Annotated in this window: 1 protein-coding gene and 1 pseudogene; both read right to left on the bottom strand. The window is 72.5% G+C overall.

Features of this window, described 5'->3' with window-relative positions:
* Positions 1 to 233 (bottom strand): annotated as a pseudogene (locus tag ACFY5C_RS42105) (DUF3291 domain-containing protein); the annotation flags it as partial.
* A 46-nt stretch (positions 234 to 279) separates the two neighbouring features.
* Positions 280 to 1008 (bottom strand): MFS transporter (locus ACFY5C_RS42100; RefSeq protein WP_389455407.1); only part of this gene is annotated, 729 nt, incomplete at its 5' end.

Below are 1008 nucleotides of genomic sequence, written 5' to 3'. Positions count from 1 at the left end.
GCGGCCGGCGACTCCCAGGCGGACAGGGTCCAGAAGGTCTTCTTGAACACCTCGGCCTTCAGCGTGGCGCCGTACGCCCCGGGCGCCCGGCTCACCTGCCGCCACACGCCCGGCGTGCGGAGGAAGAAGGCGAACGCTCCCCACAGGGTGCGGGTCTCGAAGCGGGAGGCGAAGACGTGCACGTCGGTGCCGGGCGGAACGGGGTTCGGCGTGGTCCAGGGAAGCGTGGGCACAGCTGGTCCTCTCTTTCTCGGTGGACGGACGCGGGGTGGGGCGAGCTCACCGGGAGGCCGGCTGGAGCTCGCGCTCCGGCAGGCTCCCGGCCTCGTCGGCGGCGGCCTCGACGGCGTGCCGGCGGCCCGGGACGAACAGGGCGGCGGCACCGGCGAGTGTCACCACGGCGGCGCCGGTGACCAGGGCGGGCCGCAGCCCGTCGACGAAGGTCTGGCCCGTCTCGTAGCCGCCCTGGGCCGCGAAGATCGAGCCCATGATCGCGATGCCGAGCGCGCCGCCGACCTCGCGCAGGGCGTTGTTGGCACCGGACGCGATGCCCTGTTCCGCGGGGCGGACGCTGGACATGACCAGGTGGGACGCGGGTGCGAAGAACAGCGCCATGCCGACCCCGCTGATGATCAGGCCGGGCAGCTGGGCGGCGTAGGAGACGTCGACGGTGACCACGGACGCCATGTAGGCGAGACCGGCGGCCTGGAGGAACAGCCCTGTGGCGACCACGGGCCGGCCTCCGATGCGGTCCGCCAGGATGCCCGCGACGGGTGCGACCAGCATGGGCATGCCGGTCCAGGGGAGCATCCGCAGACCCGCCTCGGTCGGCGAGTAGCCGAGCACGCCCTGCATGTACTGGCTGAGCAGGAAGATCGACCCGAACATCCCGAGGAACATCAGCAGGCTCGCCGCGTTGATCCCGGCGAAGGCACGGGAGCGGAACAGCCGCATGGGCAGCATGGCGTTGCGGGCCCGGGCGCTGTAGAGGACGAACCCGACGAGCAG

The organism is Streptomyces sp. NPDC012935, from assembly GCF_042900345.1.
In the GTDB taxonomy this organism is placed as follows: domain Bacteria; phylum Actinomycetota; class Actinomycetes; order Streptomycetales; family Streptomycetaceae; genus Streptomyces.
This window is presented reverse-complemented; position numbering and strand designations above follow the sequence as displayed.